Origin of the sequence: Paenibacillus alkalitolerans, from assembly GCF_016482785.1 — a bacterium.
Lineage (GTDB): Bacteria > Bacillota > Bacilli > Paenibacillales > YIM-B00363 > Paenibacillus_AE > Paenibacillus_AE alkalitolerans.
In genome coordinates this window covers 107,400-126,114 of the sequence record NZ_JAEMXM010000001.1, presented here as the reverse complement: position 1 = coordinate 126,114, position 18,715 = coordinate 107,400, and the positions used below count along the sequence as shown (strand labels likewise).

The 18,715-nt window shown below is 46.3% G+C and carries 23 protein-coding genes; 4 read left to right on the top strand and 19 right to left on the bottom strand.

The features are described from left to right. Window positions 1-57 precede the first annotated feature (57 nt). Window positions 58-1,071: a Gfo/Idh/MocA family protein gene (locus tag JET16_RS00590; protein ID WP_199613639.1), complete on the top strand. Its 1,014-nt coding sequence runs from the start codon at window positions 58-60 to the stop codon at window positions 1,069-1,071. A gap of 66 nt (window positions 1,072-1,137) precedes the next feature. Here the strand turns inward: JET16_RS00590 and JET16_RS00585 are convergent, their stop codons facing one another. From JET16_RS00585 to JET16_RS00555, 8 genes are all read right to left on the bottom strand, one after another. Beyond that, window positions 1,138-1,701, bottom strand: a complete 564-nt coding sequence (locus tag JET16_RS00585; protein WP_199613638.1) for a GNAT family N-acetyltransferase — start codon at window positions 1,699-1,701, stop codon at window positions 1,138-1,140. 32 nt (window positions 1,702-1,733) lie between these two features. After that, window positions 1,734-2,348, bottom strand: coding sequence for an HD domain-containing protein (locus JET16_RS00580; RefSeq protein ID WP_199613637.1), 615 nt, complete (start codon window positions 2,346-2,348; stop codon window positions 1,734-1,736). 44 nt (window positions 2,349-2,392) lie between these two features. Continuing rightward, on the bottom strand, window positions 2,393-2,776 hold the full coding sequence (locus tag JET16_RS00575; RefSeq protein WP_199613636.1) for a hypothetical protein: 384 nt from the start codon (window positions 2,774-2,776) through the stop codon (window positions 2,393-2,395). 45 nt (window positions 2,777-2,821) lie between these two features. Beyond that, window positions 2,822-3,304: a GyrI-like domain-containing protein gene (locus tag JET16_RS00570; protein WP_199613635.1), complete on the bottom strand. Its 483-nt coding sequence runs from the start codon at window positions 3,302-3,304 to the stop codon at window positions 2,822-2,824. Window positions 3,305-3,354: 50 nt separating this feature from the next. Further along, entirely contained in the window at window positions 3,355-3,618 is a 264-nt protein-coding gene (locus JET16_RS30725) for a cysteine hydrolase family protein (protein WP_325176576.1), read from the bottom strand. Between the two features lie 2 nt (window positions 3,619-3,620). Further along, on the bottom strand, window positions 3,621-3,848 hold the full coding sequence (locus tag JET16_RS30720) for a hypothetical protein (RefSeq protein ID WP_325176575.1): 228 nt from the start codon (window positions 3,846-3,848) through the stop codon (window positions 3,621-3,623). Window positions 3,849-4,042: 194 nt separating this feature from the next. Continuing rightward, on the bottom strand, window positions 4,043-4,639 hold the full coding sequence (locus JET16_RS00560) for a histidine phosphatase family protein (RefSeq protein ID WP_199613634.1): 597 nt from the start codon (window positions 4,637-4,639) through the stop codon (window positions 4,043-4,045). 262 nt (window positions 4,640-4,901) lie between these two features. Continuing rightward, window positions 4,902-5,723: an alpha/beta hydrolase family protein gene (locus JET16_RS00555; RefSeq protein WP_199613633.1), complete on the bottom strand. Its 822-nt coding sequence runs from the start codon at window positions 5,721-5,723 to the stop codon at window positions 4,902-4,904. Window positions 5,724-6,120: 397 nt separating this feature from the next. Between JET16_RS00555 and pdxR the strand changes: the two genes are divergently transcribed. Further along, window positions 6,121-7,533 carry a MocR-like pyridoxine biosynthesis transcription factor PdxR gene (pdxR, locus tag JET16_RS00550; RefSeq protein WP_199613632.1) on the top strand — a complete coding sequence of 471 codons (1,413 nt, stop codon included), beginning with the start codon at window positions 6,121-6,123 and terminating at the stop codon, window positions 7,531-7,533. A 17-nt stretch (window positions 7,534-7,550) separates the two neighbouring features. Here pdxR and JET16_RS00545 read toward each other — a convergent pair whose 3' ends face one another. The 4 genes from JET16_RS00545 to JET16_RS00530 all read right to left on the bottom strand — a co-directional run bounded on the left by JET16_RS00545 (window position 7,551) and on the right by JET16_RS00530 (window position 10,339). After that, on the bottom strand, window positions 7,551-8,219 hold the full coding sequence (locus JET16_RS00545; protein ID WP_199613631.1) for an ABC transporter permease: 669 nt from the start codon (window positions 8,217-8,219) through the stop codon (window positions 7,551-7,553). 151 nt (window positions 8,220-8,370) lie between these two features. Continuing rightward, a complete protein-coding gene (locus JET16_RS00540; RefSeq protein WP_199613630.1) occupies window positions 8,371-8,781 on the bottom strand; it encodes an ABC-2 family transporter protein in 411 nt (136 codons plus the stop codon). Continuing rightward, complete coding sequence (locus tag JET16_RS00535) at window positions 8,747-9,286, bottom strand: ATP-binding cassette domain-containing protein (RefSeq protein ID WP_199613629.1); 540 nt, start codon at window positions 9,284-9,286, stop codon at window positions 8,747-8,749. The genes JET16_RS00540 and JET16_RS00535 overlap by 35 nt, the downstream gene beginning before the upstream one ends. Window positions 9,287-9,559: 273 nt before the next feature. After that, on the bottom strand, window positions 9,560-10,339 hold the full coding sequence (locus JET16_RS00530) for a VOC family protein (RefSeq protein WP_199613628.1): 780 nt from the start codon (window positions 10,337-10,339) through the stop codon (window positions 9,560-9,562). A gap of 207 nt (window positions 10,340-10,546) precedes the next feature. Between JET16_RS00530 and JET16_RS00525 the strand changes: the two genes are divergently transcribed. Then, window positions 10,547-11,203, top strand: coding sequence for a C40 family peptidase (locus JET16_RS00525; RefSeq protein WP_199613627.1), 657 nt, complete (start codon window positions 10,547-10,549; stop codon window positions 11,201-11,203). Between the two features lie 53 nt (window positions 11,204-11,256). On the opposite strand, the gene JET16_RS00520 is transcribed toward JET16_RS00525, so the two are convergent. From JET16_RS00520 to JET16_RS00490, 7 genes are all read right to left on the bottom strand, one after another. Continuing rightward, a complete protein-coding gene (locus JET16_RS00520; RefSeq protein WP_199613626.1) occupies window positions 11,257-12,108 on the bottom strand; it encodes a S1C family serine protease in 852 nt (283 codons plus the stop codon). 111 nt (window positions 12,109-12,219) lie between these two features. Then, window positions 12,220-13,134: a response regulator gene (locus JET16_RS00515; RefSeq protein ID WP_199613625.1), complete on the bottom strand. Its 915-nt coding sequence runs from the start codon at window positions 13,132-13,134 to the stop codon at window positions 12,220-12,222. Continuing rightward, complete coding sequence (locus JET16_RS00510) at window positions 13,112-14,404, bottom strand: ATP-binding protein (RefSeq protein WP_199613624.1); 1,293 nt, start codon at window positions 14,402-14,404, stop codon at window positions 13,112-13,114. Before JET16_RS00510 ends, JET16_RS00515 begins: the two co-directional genes overlap by 23 nt. 103 nt (window positions 14,405-14,507) lie before the next feature. Beyond that, window positions 14,508-15,158: an amino acid ABC transporter permease gene (locus JET16_RS00505; RefSeq protein ID WP_199613623.1), complete on the bottom strand. Its 651-nt coding sequence runs from the start codon at window positions 15,156-15,158 to the stop codon at window positions 14,508-14,510. A gap of 15 nt (window positions 15,159-15,173) precedes the next feature. Continuing rightward, window positions 15,174-15,830: an amino acid ABC transporter permease gene (locus JET16_RS00500; RefSeq protein WP_199613622.1), complete on the bottom strand. Its 657-nt coding sequence runs from the start codon at window positions 15,828-15,830 to the stop codon at window positions 15,174-15,176. Window positions 15,831-15,908: 78 nt separating this feature from the next. Further along, entirely contained in the window at window positions 15,909-16,754 is an 846-nt protein-coding gene (locus JET16_RS00495) for a glutamate ABC transporter substrate-binding protein (protein ID WP_199613621.1), read from the bottom strand. A gap of 23 nt (window positions 16,755-16,777) precedes the next feature. Further along, window positions 16,778-17,506 (bottom strand): amino acid ABC transporter ATP-binding protein, encoded by a 729-nt coding sequence (locus tag JET16_RS00490; protein ID WP_199613620.1) that lies wholly within the window; start codon window positions 17,504-17,506, stop codon window positions 16,778-16,780. Between the two features lie 213 nt (window positions 17,507-17,719). On the opposite strand from JET16_RS00490, the gene JET16_RS30715 reads away from it, so the two are divergent. Then, a complete protein-coding gene (locus JET16_RS30715) occupies window positions 17,720-18,604 on the top strand; it encodes a L,D-transpeptidase family protein (RefSeq protein ID WP_199613619.1) in 885 nt (294 codons plus the stop codon). The last annotated feature ends 111 nt before the right edge of the window (window positions 18,605-18,715 follow it).

Sequence of the window (18,715 nt, the reverse complement as noted above, 5' to 3'; positions counted from 1 at the left end):
TTGTGGTTACATTAAGACAGGAAATTAATTTGCACTTGACTAGGGGATGATCTCAATATGGCAGCATTGCGCGGTGCCGTTATCGGTTATGGCGGCGCCTTCAACATGGGAAAGCAGCACGCTCAGCAAATGATGAATAACGGAATACGGTTCGTTGCGGCCTGCGACCTGGATAGCGGACGAATGGAGCAAGCGAAGCAGGATTTCCCGGAGATACTGACATTTACCGATCCTGCCGAGCTCATAGCCAGGAACGACGTTGACATTATTACAGTCATTACTCCGCATAACACGCACGCCGATCTCGGTAAGAGAATATTGCAAAGCGGCAAACACTGCATATTGGAAAAGCCGATGTGTATTTTCACGGAAGATGCTTATGACATGGTCCGACTATCCCGGGAAACCGGCAAAATGCTGTCCGTATACCATAACCGGCGCTGGGACGGCTGGTACTTGACGCTGAAAGATTTAATCTCCAAAGATATCATCGGGGATATTTTCCATATGGAGTTCTCCTTCGGCGGATATAATGCTCCCGGCAGCTGGTGGCGTTCCGACAAGAAAATTTCCGGCGGAGCTTTCTATGATTGGGGAGCCCACTTGATCGATTATGCGCTAGGAGTCGTTCCGGGGAAGATCAAATCGGTCAGAGGCTTTATCCATAATCGCGTTTGGCATGAGGTTTCCAACGAAGATCAAGTCGACAGCATTATCCACATGGAAAACGGCGCCGTTACCCACATTCAAATATCGAGTATCGCTCACGCGCCTAAGCCCCACGTTCGAGTGCTCGGAACTAAGGGCGCCATTATCGATACGAACATCTTTGACGGCGAGCTGACATTGTTCTCGCAAATAAACGGTGTGAAGGTGGAAACGAAGGTCGCATGCGAGAAGGACCAAGGCCATAAATATTACGAGAATATCGCAGCCCACCTATATAAGGGGGTTGAACTGGTTGTAAAACCGGAGCAGGCGATGCGGAATATCGCTGTAATTGAGACGACGGAGCGTTCCGCCGCGGAAGGTAAAGAGCTGCCGGTACCGCATGAAGATTTCGTGAAATAAGCGCGTAAAAAACCGAAAAGCCGGAGGTGACTCCGGCTTTTTTTCGTTCAGCTAGCGAAGGTTTTTTCAATTGCGAATAACAAATAAACCCATTTGTATAAGATCCAGATACCTCCCGTCTTCTAATCTAATTTGTCTCGCTTGTCTGCCCTCTTCTATAAATCCGACTGACTTATATAGTTTTATCGCAGCTGCGTTATTTGAAAATACTTCCAGGCAAATCTTTTCTATTTGTTCTCGTTGATTAACCCATTCAATAAGGTTGTTTATCAAGACTCTTCCAATACCTCGACCCCTATAGCCGCTCCGAACACTCAATCCAAAAGATCCGACATGCGCCATTTTATTCTTACGAGCTCCTTGAAAATCTAAGAGCCCGATAATCGATTGATCTTTCTCTGCAATGATGATCACACTATTCTCTTGTTTATACAACTTTTCGATCCATTCTGCTTGTTGTGCTGCTGTCAAATGAAACTCTGTCGGTGTAGTTAAGAGGTACTCTTGCTCAGAGCTAAGAAGGTCTTTGACGAATGTATGCAATCTTGGAGCATCAGATACTGTAGGGGATCTCAGTGATATTAACATCTGATCTTTAGTTTCAAACAGAGTTTCTGCGATATGTCCCACCGTTCATCGTCCTTCCCCGACTCGGATAACAATTAACCCAACTGTTCCTTTAGTTCGTAATATGCATCTCTTAACCAAGGATGAACTACTCTCAATTTCTCCCGCTCGTTCCACAAATAATTTATGTATGCAAACGCCGCATGTTCAAGCGATCGATTTAACCCTTTCAATATTTCACCCAAATATGGCGGATTGCCGGCTTGATCCCATCTTATTTTATCTGCAACAAACAACACTTTATCCAGGATTGTTGAACCCTTCCTTAGTGTTGTATGACACCCGACGGCATCTAAAATCTCAGGCGACTGTACGTTAAATATATCTCTTGCCATCGCTTTGGATATCTTTTGGTGTATGATCATGGGGAATATCTTTTCCTCCGGCAAAACTTCCAGCTCCAATTCTTGAGCGACCTGCACTCTAACCTCATTTGCAAATACTGCACTTATATCGTGTAAATATCCGGCAACTTCTGCCGCCTCAATATTAACATTGAATATTTCTGCGATTCTCTTTGCCTCATCTCCTACCAGCATGCAATGTTCTGCGGTTTGAGGACGGTTGTTTATAACCAAAAATTGGTATACGTCTTCCCTAATGTTACCTGTTATATTATTGATTTTTATCGCATTATAAGGTGACTTCATTGATCCTCCTTTGTGTAGCGGCCTGTTCCGGTACGAACTTATAGCTATCCGAAAGCTACAATTATACTTGTAATGAGCAGCAGCAAAGATACAGGTGCCCAAATTCTTCTTTCCCATTTGCTTCTTGTTATTATGTTCAGTATTGTAGCGAGAACAGAAAAAGAAACAACAAACCAAATACCTATTTTGGTAAACGAGCGCCAATCAGGAAACACAAGACCTGATTTACTAAGCACTATTGAAGCTATTGATATCAGAATAATGATCTGAACTAAAGCGGCGACACGCATAGTTGGCGGATATTTTCCGGGAAACTTCCCTCCCATTGCATAACTTCCCCAAGGCATTCCTGCCGCTAACGCAAATTGGAAAACAATCACAATACCAATTAATGCAGAAAATATTATTGCCGATATCAATACAACCATTTTTTCACCCGCTTTAATGTTGGAGATATAGATGGATGGATTATCCTACAAGTTTTTTTCTATCGGAAAATACAAATATAAGTTTCCATTTGTCTCTTTGGGGTTGTAAAATTCATGAACGGCCCCGACGATCGAGTAACCATTATTTGGAAGATATTCACTAAGCATATAATTAAATTTTTCTTGATATGTATCTTGACTGCATCCAATAACCGCATATTTATATGGAGGGATGACCCATTTAGTCCATCCTGTTGGAGCAACGGAGTTATCTGACACTTCGCAACTAGCTAAATATTTGCCTCGTTCTGTCCAACGTTCAAATCTTTCCGAAATATCACTCATAGCCCCCCAAATTCCTACTAAATTACCTTCACTGTCTTTCTTTACTAATTCACGAATTTCGGCAAAATTACTTTTTGCCTCTTGCCAAATAGCTGGAATCCACTTGTAACCTTCGGATGAAAGACCTTTTCCTAACTTCCCGATAACTGTAAAAGATTCCTTATCTTCGATGGTAACAGACATATTGCACTCTCCCTTTTTTTATTCGATATGTATCTACGGCGCTGAGAACCTTATTTATTTGCTAAATATTTAATCGCGGGGTAGGAAATCATGTTCCTTTCTCTGTAAGTTGAGACTATTGCATCATTATTCGAACTTAGAATACCTTGTTGTAACAGTATAGGTTCAAACCCTCTTTCTTTTGCTCCATTATAAGTGAATAAGACGCAATGCTCTGCTGCAAACCCGGAAATGATAACTAATTCAACACCATGAGATATTAAAATTTGATCCAGTTCTGTTTTCCAAAATGCATTCGAATATTCTTTTGTCATCTTTAGATCATTATTCTTAATATGAATTTGTGGTATAAAAAATTATACAACTCTTTATTTGCTTCTTCCATTCCTTCTACATCCTGAATATGTATAACCAAATGATCTCTAGAACGGACAATATCGGATACATAATTTATATATTCACAGGCTCTGTCTACAATCTTCTTTTCTAATGTGTCCTGCAAAAAGATTGCTTGCATATCGATAATCAAAAACCCGATCTTCATTGAATCTACTCCTTCAAAATGTCTTTGCTGCGCGAAATGCCTCTTGCGAACAGAGGGCTGCCAGGCTCGGAGCGTGAATGTTAGTGTTGAACTAAACCGCTCCGCGGGTTATTTGAAGTTCGGATAAAGAAGACCTACTTGTTTTTACCATGATCTGCCCCAGGAGGGTTGTCCCCCGATGCGTAAACACATTGTTAGCTGTTGTCATTGCCTTTGCCTTCAGGTTTCCATAGTCTTTCTACTTTTATTAATTCGACTCCATCAAATTCTAGTTTGTAAATATCTGGTTTTGTAGTCTGTTTCCAAAAATCATACCCGAAACTGTCCTCAAAATACTTTAATATTATTGTCATGATGTTCCCATGAGTTCCAATCGCTATCTTCTTTCCTTTATATTCTGCAAGGAGTTGTTTTATCGTTGGTATTGATCTTTCCTGGGCTTGCCTTGTCGTTTCCCCTTCTGGTAAGCAATAATCTATATCAATAAACGACTTTTCAATGCCCTTTAATAATGCTTCTACTTCAATCTCATATTTCAAACTTGCAATAGGTCGTTCTATTAATTCTTCAAATAGTCTAATCTCTTTATTCAAGAGATCAGCTAATGGTTTAACTGTCTCAATTGCTCGTACATACGAGCTCGAACATATAAAATCAATTCCCTCATCTTTCAAGATCTCTGCGATTCGCTCAGAGTCTTTCATTCCTTGTTCAGACAATCCTCTTATCCTTTCGTTTTCTAATGACAATGGAGAAATCGCATGTCTAACAAAATATATATAGGTTTTCATAGTGCCTCCTTAAGCTGCATTTAATATGAACATTGCAATGATTAGCTAACGTCTCTTGCATTCAGAACCCTCACCGACTAAAGCGAACGGAGTGAGCGGCTGCGCTTGTGCAGTTAGTCGGTACAGGGTTGTCAGCTTGATCCGCTTCTACGAAATACCTCGTGTGGACCGAGGGGCGGCGAAACCGACCCGATGCATGAATGCGGTGTAATAGGATGTCAGCTACTTCTTCGAAATACTGATCCAATCCTCACTCGCCGTTTTACGTTATATAGTCATTAAAAAATTCGATGATTTCTTTCCTCAATTCTTCCCATCTATCCTTTACAAAATGTCCTGTCCCAGACAATTCGAGATACCGATATTTTTTTTTATATTCTTCTAATTTTTTGATCATCTCCCTCGCTTGACTTACCGGTACCATCAAATCCTTCTCTCCATGGATTATTAGTACGGGAACATTGATCTCCTCTGCCCAGTAGATGGCGGACCGCTCCGTATACTCCTTCTTATCTCGCACGGGGTCCCCTACAAGACGATCCAGTATTTCTTTCATTACTTCTTCCCTCTGATAGTACAAATCTATCATATTGCTTGGACCATTTATAACAACCGCAGCATTCAATTCTGCCTTTTTCTTTAGCGCTAAATATGTCATTAACCCGCCTCTCGATTGGCCAAGCATCACCTTCTTACTCATGTCCACATAATCTAACTTTTCTGCTACACGCATGAGATTAAGTACATCGTTTATATCGTCACCACCCCATCGGTCTTGTCCCTCTCCACCGTCGTTTCCTCTATATTGTGTGGTTAGAACGACAAATCCCTTCCTTACAAAGTAAGATAAAAATATGAGAACATTATGGTTGATCAATCCTCGTTCTTCTGCTCCACCACGGTTATAGATTAAAAGCGGGGTTTTTCCATTGATTTCTCTTTGTTTTATGATAAAACCAACCACTTTGTAACCATCACTCAAATATTCAATTCGATAAGCTACCGCTTGTTCAGCGTATTCTCCGAGAGATCGTTCAACTTCGACTTGAGATATAATCACACCATTCTCGTTGGTTGCTTTCAATTGAGAAACCTCCTAACTTTAATTTCAGATGCGATCTAGTTGAACGAAGCCGCGTTATTACTGCTATGGACTTTCAATCGTTCTTCTTTTTATAACTAATCCCATTACCAATATACAGGATATAACATGCGCAGAGCTATACATTTTTGGAAATTCGTAGGGACTAGCTACCTCCATCCTACCATATATTTAGTGAGGTCCCCCGCCCTCCCAACCGATATTGAATACCCCACTTCGATACCCGATCTTCCCAACTTCCTTTTCAGGATTTACATCCTCCTCTTATATCCATCCTTCACGTTTAGTATAATAAGGAATGATTGGTACAGCTTAATTCCAACTCCATTCAATTTTGAGGAACCAATTTGAAGGAGACAATTTGGAGGTGCTGCATTGCATGTTCGGGTTCGTACTAAATCCCGCAGTGGGTTCGATCACACGGCAGCTGTGCGCTCACTTGAGGAATATGATCGAAACCGGCGAGCTATGGCAGGGAATGCGGCTCCCTCCGACGCGGAAGGTCTCGCAGGAGCTGCGGGTGGCGCGGAATGTCGTAATTGAAGTGTACGAGCAATTGACGGCCGAGGGGTATTTGGAAAGCCGCGTCGGTTCCGGCACTTATATCGCCGAAGGTATTCATATCCGTACCGGTGCTAATCAACCGGCGGCCATGCTTCAGCATAATCCTTCCAATCGTGCGAAAGAGCGGCAGGACATTATCGACTTCAATAGCGGTACACCCGATCTGAGGCTCTTTCCGCGCAAGCTGTGGGGGAAATATGTTCGTGAAGTGACGGAATACTCACCGGACGAGGTGTTTAATTACGGCGATCCCCAGGGCGAACCGGAATTGCGGGCTGCAATCGCCCGCTATATGTTCCGTGTCAAAGGCATCCGCTGCAGCCCCGATCAGTTGTTCATCGTATCCGGGTCGTCGGAAGGCTTTCTGCTCATTGCTTCCGCTTGCTCACCCATGTTTCTGACCGTATATGTCGAAGACCCGACTGTCGATTTCATACCGGACATCTTTCGTCGAATGGGTTACACTATCCGTCCGGTCGGCGTTGACAGACAAGGAATGGAAGTTGACAGCATTGCCCCCGCAGAACCGCGCGGACTGCTGTTGGTCACTCCATCCCATCAGTACCCGACAGGCAGCATCATGTCGATTCAGAGACGGCAGCAAGCGGTCATATTGGCGGAAGCCGCCGGTCATTACATCGTGGAAGACGACTACGACAGCGAATTCCGGCATAAGGGCGTCCCGGTACCACCGCTTCAGGCGCTCGCCCCTTCCCGTGTCATATATGCCGCGACATTCAGCAAAACGCTGTCGCCAGGGCTTCGGCTAGGCTTTCTTGCTGTACCGCCGCAGTTGGTCGATACCTTTGTTCGCGTGAAAACCGAGTTGAATCTGTCATCGCCGGCGATCATCCAGCTAGCATTAGCCCGGATTATAGAGAATGGCCACTTTGACCGGCACATCCACAAGATGAAAACTGTATACAAGAATAGACTCTTCCACCTGAAGGCAGAAATGAAGCGATATTTCGGTAAAGATGCAGACATCTGCGGAGACGAAACCGGCTTGCACGTGCAGGTCGTCTTTCCATCGGAACCGTACGGCTGTCTCAATTGGGCGGAAGCCGAATCGTTCGGTGTCCGGCTTAGCTCATTCGAGGATTACGCGATCGCCAAAGGACGCCACCGGAATAATATCGTATTTGGTTACGGCAAGCTGAATGAGGAGGAGATCGCGGAAGGCGTGAGGCGGCTGCACCGGTTTGTCGCCAGCCGTTTGCCGGTATAACCGGACCGAACTGTATGTCAACCGCCCGCACCCTGATATTTATCGGCGCAATACATCCAAAATTTATAACCAATCCAAAAGCATACAGGTCCGACCAGCGGCGCAAACCACGTCCCCCATTCGGGAATGAGCGGCGTTTGTTTGGAAAGCAAGAATGCGCTTGGAAAAAAGTTGACGAATGCGAACGGCAGGCAAAAAACCAAGATGATTTGTATAAAAGTTCCATAGACGGATATCGGATACGAAATAAAATCTTTTAACCGAAAAAACAGACTGAACAAAAAGCCGGTACGTATCCATATAAACGAACAGGCGCCGATGACCGACATCAACCCGGCTTGAATCATCGAACCGCTAAGAAGCGCCAACAAAAAATAAACGACCTTAAACCATGTCCATTCTATATGTAACTGAGATAGAGCCCAAAGGAGCACGATGCCGGAAATGAAGACATGCGCGATATAACCCAAGTTAAAGCCCCTGCAAATCATATAAAGATAAGGATTCACAGGTTTCGTAAGAATACCGTCAAACGTCCCGCTTCTCACTTGTCCTTCAAGCTCCCGCATCTGTACGAATGAGAAAGAAGCGCCGATCGCATAAGTGAATAATCCGATGCTATATAGTAGGGCGATTTCCGGCCAAGTCCACCCCGCAATCGTATCGAATTTTTTAAGAACAACCAAATTACGGCGTAACTCGCCCCATAATTGATAATCTGAGCAAACGCTCCTAATATGAAATCGCCCCGGTACTCCATCCGCTCTTTCATGAGCAGCTGCACCAGTTTGCCGAAAAGCGGCCACGTCATTTGCGCACACCTCCATTCTGAATAAATTAACCGCCCTGAACGACCAGCCTGCGGACGGCTCTCCACCAAAGCCATTGCACGACGATGATCAAGCCTCCGATCCATGCCAACCCGGCCAATAAAGTGGGTACGAGCTCACTTGCCGGGATATACCCCATATAGATAGCGGCTGGAATAAACCCGAGGAATTGAAACGGCAATGCGCTTGCAACCGCCGCCCACGAATCAGGAAAAAACCACAGCGGCAGGAAAGATCCCGAAAATATGAGCATCAATCCCCCTAAAGTCCAGTCCAATGCAAAATGAGTCAGAAACCAAAATGCGATCAACGAAATTAGGTAGCCAAGCAGGAACGATAACATCAAAGCTATAACGAGAGCAATGAGAAAAGCGGAAAAATGTTCAACTGAAGCCGGCGCTTGAATACCGAAAAACACCCAAGATACGAGGAAAGAGGCGCTGCCCCAGGCTAAGCTGCCGGACCGGTTTTTGAATAAAATCGCCTATTCCAAGCAATTCAACGCAGAATTCGAGATTTTCCTGAAAACGGCGATCCGGAAGTTTATATATGTATTTGTGCAAATCGAAAGAATCTATAACGGGCAAGTCCCACCATAATTGGCTTCTCTGCCCGAACACGACACCGATGTGCTGCGCGTTATGCTTCCTCGATTTATAAGGTATATTCCCCATCACACGGATATCTCCAGAGGTCGGAACAAGAATGCCTGTAAGCATCTTAATCATCGTCGACTTGCCTGCTCCATTCGGACCGAGATAACCTACGGCTTCTCCTTCCCGAATATGGAACGATAATTTGTCAACCGCTTTCTGTTCCGTGTATTCACGAGTAACCAAGCTGCGAAAAGCCCCTGTTATTCCCGGAAAGCGTCGATATTGCCGGAACAATTTCGTTACGTCTTGAACGTCAATGATATTCATGTGAGCTCCCCTGTACTAGTTCAAAAGTTTCTTTATATGTTAGACCATTTTACCAGCTTCGGCGGAAAATTGTACTAGGAAAATTAGAGTCAAAATCCAATAGACCCTATAGAAGCTATAGGGTCAACGTAAAATCAATTATGATCGCTAACTACTCCCAGCTTCCTTCATTTACGGGACGTTCTTATCAGATGAAATTCCTTGCTCCTCCGGTGTCGAACGCGGAAATCGGTGCATGCTGGTTTTTGCCATAGAAGCCATCCATATTTAGACTCACTGGATAACCGTAATAACATTGCCGTCTTCGTCGCGGATGTTGAAGTACGACATGCCCGGATGGCGCGCAATGCCGTACACGACCTTAAATCCAAGCGATTCCGCATGCTCACGCGCCGCGTAGATGTCGTCGGTGTGCACCGAAAACAGCACCGGGCCGTGACAGTTGACAGGCACGTTCTCCATACCGTTCGAATCAAGCGTCAAATCGGTCCCGTTCTCAAGTTTGAATACATGCAGATGGCCGAAATATCGATCATGTTCCGACACGTTTAAATCCAATAACTTTGCGTATCGTTCAACAGCGGTATCAAGGTCGCGAACCCACAACGTTACGCCGCCAATATGCGGTTTCAGAGGACTGCGCCGCCCGCCGGGACGCCCGTCAACGCCGCCGAAAGCGATTGCATATCCGTCCGGGTCGCGTACGATGAATTCTTTCCACGGTCCTCCATCCGGATAGGTGACGATTTCTTGCGCGATGTGCGCTCCTTTTTCTTTGAATTCCTTAATCATGGAGTCCAGCTGCGCCCAGTTATCGACATAAGCGTAGACGTCGACTCCGATGGAACTTCCCGCTGCTGGGGCATTCGGCCGGACGTCTTCGGGTTTCGCGGCTTGCTGGAGCTTCAGCGCCAGACCGCTCAACCCGTCCCGCTCCGCCCACCAGTCGGTGACGCTAAAACCAAGTACGTCGCGGTAATTAGCTTGTGACTGTGCCAAATCGCTGACTAGAAACACTGTTAAAGAAGAACCGATTGCCTTGGGACTACTCATAATTGAATCTTCCTTCCAAAAATGATTATTTGATATAAGTTTGTCGACGCTTCTACGATAATACCACACACATGTTCGTATTGGAATCGAAATTGGAAAATATTTATCCCCCGATCGACGGGGTGTAGGGCATTTCCATGATTTGGCCTCTGTCCCATTCTAGTTTCGCAAGCTATTCTATTAGTATAACTTATGGAGGTGACAGCAATGCGCAAGTCTATTATTTTACTCGCATCTGTACTGGCAATCGTGTTCTTCGCTTCATCAGTATCCGCCGCGGTGCAGTACGAAACGGTAGTCACATGGGGGGTCAATTTCAGAGATCAACCGACTATAAGCGGATACAAATACAGGATGATTCCTAAAGGCGAACGAATCCATGTCATAGAGAAAGTAAACAGCGGTTGGCTAAAGATACAAGTGCAGGACGGCACAATCGGTTACATATCGGCTAAATCAAAGTACACATCCTCACTTAGTACCAGGGACAAGCTGGTCTCCACAGCAAAATCATACATAGGAGATTTCAAGTATAGATGGGGAGCCGAACCTTGGACGACTAACTATCAATACACCGATTGTTCGGCATACATAGAGCTGGTGTTCCGAAATCATGGAATGGACTTGAGTAGATCCAGCAGAACGCAGTCCAAAGAAGGCGTATACGTTTCCAGATCCAACTTGAGCAAGGGAGATCTTGTATTCTTCGATACGAACAGCGACGGTACGATCAACCACGTCGGTATGTATATCGGCGACAATCAATTCATTCATGCCAGTCCGTCCTTCAATGGAGTCGGGATCTCAAGCCTCTCCGGATTCTGGTCAAGAACTTATGTTACGGCTCGCGATGTCCTGCGGTAAATGAAAACATACCCTGCTTTAGCCGGTTTCGGCTGAGCAGGGTTTTTCATTACTCACGGCTCCTTCGGCACATATTTCAATACCCACTCCACTGGAACGGCAAGTCCGACCTTTTCGCTTTCCCCATTCCGTTCTATAGTGCTTGTGGCAAATACAACGCCTATCACTTGGCCGTTCCGGCCGATTACGGGACTTCCGCTGTTGCCTCTATATACCGGGGCCTGCAGCGTCATCACCGGAGGATCCCGATCCGTGAGCAACTCCCCTACTACCCCTTCATTGGCTATCCAATGAAAAAATAACGGATTGCCGATTATATAGACGGGTTCCCCTTCCGTATCCGAGCTGCCGCCGGCGAGCGGCAACACGGGCATCTCCGTATGGCCGATTTCCAATATGGCAATATCCATAACGGGGTCGCGCGCGACAACATCCGCTGTGTAACGCTTTCCATTCTGGAAGGTGACAACGCTTTCCGGCGCCTCCCCTACAACGTGCCGATTCGTCACGATAAGCCCCCGCTCCGAGGATACATGGAAGCCTGTGCCCTTCCGGTTATCCGAAGTTACTACAACAACGGCCTGCTTGTACGCTTGAATCGCTTCGGATTGCGAGAGCTGCGCCGATACCGTCAAAAACCGGATCGCCGGCAGCGAAAATATCTTAGGCAAAAAAGCAATCACATTGGCGCACAGCATGAGAGAAAGCAATACGGCAATGAACCGTTTCACTGTTTTGGATTGAAAAAAGGGAGTGAACTCCTCCTGCTCTTCCTCCGCTTCTTTAAAGTACGCCTCCAACTCTTCCTCTGTAAAATCCCTGCCGTACTCCTCATCGGAGGTCAACCGTTCATCCGGTTCGCTCCCGTTTACTTGTTCCTTTTTGCTCTCGTCGTATCCTGTCACGAACTTCTCCCCTTTATTTTACTGTCCGTGCCTCTCTATTAGATCGTAACAGATTAGGAGCAAATTTGAAAAATGCAGCGATCATCAGCGTACCGCATATTCGCGACCGTATTAGTTAGCGGAACGCGCCTCCATATAGAACACGTACAGAAACTTTCTTATGTTCAATTTGGCGGAAGTCGTCTTGCTCCCATCCTCCAACTCCCGCATCCGGAGGCGAACCTCTTGGAAATCGAACAGTCGGGAAGCATAGTATTCAAACGTCGGGTTCGCGTAATCGTTCAATCCTAATGATGAAAGATGGGTGAGCGTTTGGAACGCTAACCTGCGTACCCGCTGTTCCATGGCTCGCGCATCCTTTTGCAAGCTGTCGTCTCGAACTTCGCGATGTTTTCTGACCACTTGCTCGTAAATATCTTTCAGCGGCGGAAGGTCTGCAAGCACGCGACCTTCGTGTTCCTGTTCAGTCAGCCAAATAATGATATCGATAAGATCGGAAGCCCCCGCTTCGCCGGCGATCCCAAGCTGCATTAGCAGAGAGCGGGCTTGCTGTTCCCACGAACGTTCCCGCTGCCGGAGTCCTCCCATCTTCGCTTCATCGTTTCCTTGCGCATCAAACACACTGAGCGAATTTCGGATCGTCTGCAGCGATTTTTCCAGTATGAGATGATCCGCCACGCGCTTTAAGACGGCAAGAACCTCCAGACGGTTTATCGGTTTCTGGATGAACGTGTCGATCCCTTGTTGATATGCTTCGCCGATCATCTGCTTATTTTCGACCTGGGAGATCATAATGAAACGGCCGGCGTAACCTTCGTCGCGGAGGGCTTTCACCGTCTCGATTCCATCGCGCCCGGGCATCAACAAATCGATTATGACGACATCCGCGCTCCGGATGCCATCGATCGACGTGCTCATTCCGTCGTCCGCTTCCCCGATTACATCGCCAAGACCGCTCTCGGCGATGATGCGGGAAACCATCCTACGGACGGCTGGATCGTCCTCAACTAAGAAAAACCGGAGCATGTTCCGTCACCTCCTTGCGTATCAATCTTTCCGTCGGAATTCTGATTTCAAATTGCGTCTCGCCCGGGGCGCTCCAAATCTGAATGTCTCCTCCAAGCAGCTTAGTGATGTCTAATGCATGAGAAAGCCCGATGCCCGTCGATGAATTTCCTTCGGCATCAAATTTGGTCGTGTATCCCGGCCGGAAAATCAACTCCCGCTCGTCGGACGTGATGCCGGGACCGTTATCCGTCACCATGAATACTACGCAATCTTCCTGAAGCTCCACCTCAATATATATATGTCCTTGTCCATCGATCGCTTCCACCGCATTCGACACGATATTGTTCAATACCGAAAGCAGCGGATAAATTTCGTCGGTGGAGAGGTTTACGTCGCTCCGGGTTACGATTTCGATTTTCTTGCCAAGCATCAACGCGTAGTTTTCGTTTGCCCGGGCGACCATTGCGCACAGCGCAGGGATGCCTGTACGCTTGGACAATATTTGCTCCAGTCGAATGATCTTCGACAGACCGGATAATATCCGCTGCGAGTCCTTCTTCACCTCGTGCACATTCTCCGCGATATACAGAGCTTGAGCGGCATCCGGGAACGACTTATCTTTAAGCTTCCTATATAATTGATAACTATCTCTCGTTATTTCTTCAATATGGCTCATCGACTTCCGGAGATAGAACGATTCCTCAAATAAATTTGAATTGATCATCATTAAGCGCTCCAGTTCTTGCCGGCGATGTTCCCCTAGTGCCCGAACCTGCCGTATCGCAAGCATATTACACAGACCGACGACAAAGAAGCTTCGCAGCAGGCCGACCAGAACAATCAGTAGAATCCCGCCGGCCGTTATATCCGAAGGCGCGGCCGATCCGTACCGCGCCAACAGCTCCACTCCGTTCGAAGAAATGTCCGCAATCGCACCGTAAAATCCGACCTTCACCGGATATTCGACATTTGTTTTTATTTTCAAGACCGAGATGATCACCGCAAACGTTACATAGAAGAAAAAGGTCGGCATATGCTGAATAACTCCTTCTGTCCAAGGAGTATCGTACAGCGCGGCATCCATTCCGATCCGGAACAATACGATGAATAACCCTGCGGAAATGCCCGTTGCAAGCACTGGTACGGAAAACCAAAGCAATCCGAAAAAATACGCCACAATGCCGAGCGAAAACCGGAAATCGCCGCCGAACGGGGTAATCTTTACTTCCCCGAGCAGCGCCGTCGAAAGAAGTATGACAATCCATATAAATAATCTCTGATCTTTCATTGAACGGACTGCTCCTTTCGCTGGTCTCATGTACCAAAAATGCTCCATCCTCCTTATGTTAAAGGAAGAAAGAGCATTTTGTCTCGCTCGCGGCGGTAACATTTTATGGATGCTTATGCTCCAGTCTGCGCGAAATGATGGAAAGCAAGTAATTTACGGCAAAATATAGGAGCGCCGCAAACAGGAACGTCGGGATGACGTAATTGATATTATGGCCGTTAATAATTTGCACGTGGTTCATCAGTTCCGGCAAAGAGATAACGACTGCAAGCGAGGTATCTTTCAGTAAAGAGATGAATTGGCTCACCATTGGCGGCACCATGCGGCGCAGCGCAATCGGCAGAACGATATGCCATAGCGTTTGCGTCGCCGTCAAACCGGATGACCTTCCCGCTTCCACGAGGCCTTTTTCCACGGAATTCAACCCGCCTCGCACGATTTCAGAAATCATAGCGGATTCAAATATAACTAACGCGGTGACCGCCGCTGAAAACACGTCAAGTTTGATTCCCACTTCAGGCAAAGCGAAATATGTGAAAAATATGATAAGCAGCAGCGGCAAGTTTCTTATGGTTTCGACGAGCACCGCGAATACTTTCGCCAATACAGGTACCTTCGCATAACGAACGGTGCCAACCAGCACACTAATAACGAAGCTGATGACGATCGATATGAGCGCCACTTCAATCGTGATGAGCAAACCTTGAAGCAAAAAGTTTATATTCGCAGGGGACAAAGCTCCGGTGAAATCCATCGTTATTCCCCTCCTTTAATTCGCTGCTAATCTGCGTTCCAAATAACGAACACCGAAGCTGAGCGGAATGGTCAGTATTAAATAAAACATTGCGGCAAAAATATAAGTGCTGAACGTATCGAACGTATCCGAGTTGATTAAATCTGCATGATACATTAGATCGGCTGCCGAAATAACTGTAAAAATCGAAGTGTTTTTTACAAGGTTCAAAAATTGATTGCCAAGCGGCGGAATGACGATCTTGATCGCTTGCGGCAAAATGACGTGCCGCATCGCTTGAATATAAGTTAACCCTGAAGACTGTGCGGCTTCCATCTGACCCTTGGGAACGGAAAGAATGCCGGCGCGAATCGCTTCCGCGATGAATGCGGATGTGTAAACGGAAAGAGCTATCAAACCGGATTGAAAAGGGACAAATCGTAATCCAATGAGCAGCGGAAGTCCAGTGAAGACAAAAACCGCTATCAATAACAGCGGGATATTTCTGATAAACTCTACATATGCAGTGCCGAACCATTGCAGCGGCTTAAATGGGGTAATGCGAAACACCGCTATGATTGTGCCAAGAATAAAACTTGCGATTAGGGATATTACACTTGCAAGCAGTGTTCCCCATAATCCGATCATATAGCGATCGATATTTTCTGTGAGAACCGAAATGTCGATTAACATATCCCTATCCCTCCTTTACTCGCGTTTGCAAACACAACGGGGACGAGCGGCCTGCGCTCATCCCCTCGATTCGGTGCATTATTCCGGTTTTTTGCCGATCCACTTCTCGTAAATCTTGTCGTATTCGCCGTTGTCTTTCAGCTCTTTCAACGTTTCGTTAACGAGCTTCACAAACTCTTCGTCGCCTTTCGCAATACCGATGCCGTACGGCTCTTCCGTGAACGTCTCGTCAAGCACGCGGAAATTCGGATCCTGCTGCGCCATGCCGTAGAGCAATGCATTATCGGTAGTCAACGCGTCGCCTTGGCCGGCTTTCAATGCCGTGAACGCCTCAGCGTAGTTTTCAAACTCAAGCACTTGCGCGTCCGGCGCCGCTTCCCGAATATTTTTCGCGGATGTGGAGCCTTTCGCCGTCACTACTCTCGAATCGGCCGTCAAATCTTTGACGGAGTTGATCGGGCTGTCCTTCGGCACGAGTAAAGATTGACCGGCAGTAAAGTATACGTCAGAGAAGTCAATCTCCTGTTTACGCTCTTCAGTAATCGTCATCGTTGCCACGATCATATCGATATCGCCGTTCTGAAGCATCGGAATGCGCGTCTTCGACGTCACTTCCACGAGCTCGATCGCGTTTTCGTCTCCGAGCACCTTCTTCGCGATTTGCTTCGCGATGTCGATGTCAAAGCCGTTCACTTCGCCGGTTGCCGGATCTTTCAGACCGAACAAGTTCAGATCGTACTTGACCCCTGCAATGACTTTGCCGCGTTCTTTAATCTTTCCAATAATGCCTTCCGCCTTCGCTTCGCCGCCGCTCCCTTGGGTATTCTCTGCGGTTCCTTCATTCTTCGCTCCGCAGCCCGCCAAAGTACCCACTGCCAAGACGGCCGCCAATGCGATGCTCATTACTTTGCCCCAACGTTTCATGCTCCAACAACCCCTTCTCCTATTTAGTGATTTAAAATACGGCTAAGGAACAAACGGGCGCGCTCTTCGCGCGGGTTTGCAAAGAACTCAACCGGTGCTGCCTCTTCCACGATCTGGCCCCGGTCCATAAACACGACCCTGTCGGCCACTTCTTTCGCGAAGCCCATCTCATGGGTGACGACGACCATTGTCATACCTTCAAGCGCCAGCTTCTTCATTACGTCAAGCACTTCCCCGATCGTCTCGGGATCGAGAGCGGACGTCGGTTCGTCGAACAGCATAATTTTCGGTTTCATTGCGAGACCGCGCGCAATCGCTACCCGCTGCTGCTGCCCGCCGGACAGTTGAGCCGGAAACGCATGTGCTTTGTCGGGTATGCCGACTTTTTCCAGATAAAACATCGCCGTTTTCTCGGCTTCTTCCTTCGTCTCGCCTACAACTTTCATAGGGGCGAGAGTGATATTTTGAAGAACGGTCTTATGAGGGTATAAATTGAAGTGCTGGAACACCATCCCGATATTCCGCCGCAGTGTATTGATATCGGTGGACTTGTCGTTTACTCTTACACCGTCTACCAACAACTCGCCGTCCGTGATCGTCTCCAACCGATTGATGCAGCGAACCAACGTGCTTTTCCCGGAACCGGACGGGCCGACAACGACAACGACTTCGCCTTGTTGAATCGATAAATTAATGTCCTTCAACACATGAAAGCTGCCGTAATGTTTATTCACCTGGTGAAAATGTATCATCGGACTCCCTCCTTTCTTTCGTTGTGAGGATACATCACGTGTTAATTGCATAGTAACTGTCGGTCTACTGAAAACTACGAAATTCTACACAAAAATTTTAAAAATAATTTAAAAATTAGGTAAGAATTCCTGACATAAAAAAATTGGAATAGGACATATGCGCTCCCTATATATTGATTAACAACATTAATTCCAATATTTGGGGATGAGTCTATGCTTGTTACGGTTATTTATCGAGCAGGAATTATTGCATTATCACTATTTGTGATATTAGCAGGTTTTTACTCAAGTCGAACTGGCGCTAAAGCCGCTAACGACGATTTGATTATCGTCAATAAGAAAACGAACGAACTGACTTACTTCAAAGACGGAATGCTAGAGAAACGGTTTTCCGTCGCTACCGGCAAATCCGACTCATTGACACCGGAAGGGACGTACAAGATTGTAAATAAAATCAAAAACAGGCCATACTACAAAGACAAGATTCCGGGCGGCGATCCCAGAAATCCGTTGGGAGACCGTTGGCTCGGGCTTGATGCGAGAGGGACGAGAGGAACAACGTACGCGATTCATGGGAACAACAATCCGAAATCAATCGGCAAATATGTAAGCTTAGGCTGTATTCGTATGCATAACGATGAAGTACATTGGTTGTTTGACCAAGTGGAAGTAAATACGGTTGTCATCATTACAAATTCGGACTTATCTCCGGAAGAAATAGCGGAGAATCATCAATATGAACTTGCAGTAACTTTCGACGGTAAGATATCGGTTTACGGGGAGATAAAAGAAACAAGGAAAGAGTTTATCCTCTATAAAGAGAGGCTTTTCGTTCCCTTGCGCAGATGCTTCGAACTGTTGGGAGGAACGGTAAATTGGGATCGACAGTCTAAAACAGTAACGGCGGTTATTGGCGATAAAGAAATCGTACATATTCCTGAGTCAAACATCGTCATTGTAAACGGTACGGCGATGGAGATTGAAATCCAGTCTCGTCTGTTGAAGGAATCCGTAATGATCCCGCTGAGGGATTTCGCAGAGATTACAGGGTACGTCGTTCACTGGGACGGAGCTGCGAACACCATTGCAATCAACTGAGTTATTGAGGGTCCAAGAATAGCAAACGAAAAGAAATATCATCGACAAGCGAGTGATACAATCCAAATAAGAAGATGATTATGAAACGATGAGGTGATTGTTATTCTTGCG

Bases quoted from the DNA above. Each gene is read 5' to 3' on its own strand.
- JET16_RS00590 (WP_199613639.1), top strand. From the start codon at position 58: ATGGCAGCATTGCGCGGTGCCGTTATCGGTTATGGCGGCGCCTTCAAC.
- JET16_RS00580 (WP_199613637.1), bottom strand. From the start codon at position 2,348: ATGAAGTCACCTTATAATGCGATAAAAATCAATAATATAACAGGTAAC.
- JET16_RS00575 (WP_199613636.1), bottom strand. From the start codon at position 2,776: ATGGTTGTATTGATATCGGCAATAATATTTTCTGCATTAATTGGTATT.
- JET16_RS00570 (WP_199613635.1), bottom strand. From the start codon at position 3,304: ATGTCTGTTACCATCGAAGATAAGGAATCTTTTACAGTTATCGGGAAG.
- JET16_RS30725 (WP_325176576.1), bottom strand. From the start codon at position 3,618: ATGACAAAAGAATATTCGAATGCATTTTGGAAAACAGAACTGGATCAA.
- JET16_RS30720 (WP_325176575.1), bottom strand. From the start codon at position 3,848: ATGAAGATCGGGTTTTTGATTATCGATATGCAAGCAATCTTTTTGCAG.
- JET16_RS00560 (WP_199613634.1), bottom strand. From the start codon at position 4,639: ATGAAAACCTATATATATTTTGTTAGACATGCGATTTCTCCATTGTCA.
- pdxR (WP_199613632.1), top strand. From the start codon at position 6,121: ATGTTCGGGTTCGTACTAAATCCCGCAGTGGGTTCGATCACACGGCAG.
- JET16_RS00535 (WP_199613629.1), bottom strand. From the start codon at position 9,286: ATGAATATCATTGACGTTCAAGACGTAACGAAATTGTTCCGGCAATAT.
- JET16_RS00530 (WP_199613628.1), bottom strand. From the start codon at position 10,339: ATGAGTAGTCCCAAGGCAATCGGTTCTTCTTTAACAGTGTTTCTAGTC.
- JET16_RS00525 (WP_199613627.1), top strand. From the start codon at position 10,547: ATGCGCAAGTCTATTATTTTACTCGCATCTGTACTGGCAATCGTGTTC.
- JET16_RS00515 (WP_199613625.1), bottom strand. From the start codon at position 13,134: ATGCTCCGGTTTTTCTTAGTTGAGGACGATCCAGCCGTCCGTAGGATG.
- JET16_RS00510 (WP_199613624.1), bottom strand. From the start codon at position 14,404: ATGAAAGATCAGAGATTATTTATATGGATTGTCATACTTCTTTCGACG.
- JET16_RS00505 (WP_199613623.1), bottom strand. From the start codon at position 15,158: ATGGATTTCACCGGAGCTTTGTCCCCTGCGAATATAAACTTTTTGCTT.
- JET16_RS00500 (WP_199613622.1), bottom strand. From the start codon at position 15,830: ATGTTAATCGACATTTCGGTTCTCACAGAAAATATCGATCGCTATATG.
- JET16_RS00495 (WP_199613621.1), bottom strand. From the start codon at position 16,754: ATGAAACGTTGGGGCAAAGTAATGAGCATCGCATTGGCGGCCGTCTTG.
- JET16_RS00490 (WP_199613620.1), bottom strand. From the start codon at position 17,506: ATGATACATTTTCACCAGGTGAATAAACATTACGGCAGCTTTCATGTG.
- JET16_RS30715 (WP_199613619.1), top strand. From the start codon at position 17,720: ATGCTTGTTACGGTTATTTATCGAGCAGGAATTATTGCATTATCACTA.